Raw genomic sequence first — 1,095 nt, 5'->3', positions numbered from 1 at the left:
CTGCGGCCTGTAAGCGTATACCCAGGAATCCTTTAGCTTGAACTGCGGTACCTGTGGTAGCAGAGCGGGAAGACAGTCTGTGCCGGTACGAATTAAACAATTTCAGTCTAGAATTTCACATCGTATCTTTATGCATGGCTGACAAGTATTCCTGCTTGTATGTGGCTCAGCAGGTGTTGAAGGTTTTAGAGGCTACCGACGCGATTCTCCAGGCAGCGTGATTGAGGATGTACACCCGCTACGGTTCTTCCGCCCAGTCCCTGCAAAGGACTTCCGCCTGTTCCAGGACAAGCTCTGTAGCTCTTGCCTGTTTGTCCGGAGGATAGCCATATTTCCTAAGAATTCGTTTGATGATCACCCGCATCTGGGCGCGGACGTTTTCCCGGACGGTCCAGTCGATGGTGATGCTGTTCCGTACCGCCTTGACCAATTCCTGGGCGATCAGTCGCAATGTCTCGTCGCCAAGCACGGCCACTGCGCTATCGTTGACTTCCAGGGCGTCATAGAAGGCTATCTCATCCTCTGTCAGCCCCAGTTCCTCGCCTCGACGGCTGGCCTCACGCAGTTCTTTTGCCAGTCCGATCAACTCCTCGATCACCTGCGCCGTCTCAATAGCCCGGTTCTGATACTTCCTGATGGCATTCTCGAGGAGTTCTGCAAACGAGCGGGCCTGGATGATGTTCTTCCGGCTGCGTGCCTTGATCTCACCCTGCAGTAGCTTGCGGAGTAATTCGACTGCCAGGTTCCGCTGTGGCATGCCCCGCACTTCGGCAAGGAATTCATCAGAGAGTATCGAGATGTCCGGCTTTTTAAGACCGGCAGCCGCGAAGATGTCGACGACTTCATCAGATACCACAGCCTTTGACACTATCTGGCGGATGGCATGCTCAATCTCCTCCGGGCTACGGCGTCTGTCGATTGTGGTCTTCGTCAGCACCGACTTCACCGCCTGGAAGAACGCCACATCATCCCGGATTTCCAGCGCCTTTTCGTGAGGGACGGCCAGAGCAAACGCCTTTGAAAGCTCGGTAACGGCATCTACCAGCCGTTTCTTTCCGTCATCCTTCGCGAGCACGTGCTCCTGTGCGGCAGGCA

Annotated in this window: 1 protein-coding gene; it reads right to left on the bottom strand. The window is 55.1% G+C overall.

The genetic code is table 11. The features are described from left to right. Positions 1-238: 238 nt before the first annotated feature. A partial coding sequence (locus ABJK56_RS06620; RefSeq protein WP_347243876.1) for a DUF3387 domain-containing protein occupies positions 239-1,095 on the bottom strand: 857 nt, incomplete at its 5' end.

This window comes from Thermogutta sp. (genome assembly GCF_039793925.1).
Lineage (GTDB): Bacteria > Planctomycetota > Planctomycetia > Pirellulales > Thermoguttaceae > Thermogutta.
This window is presented reverse-complemented; position numbering and strand designations above follow the sequence as displayed.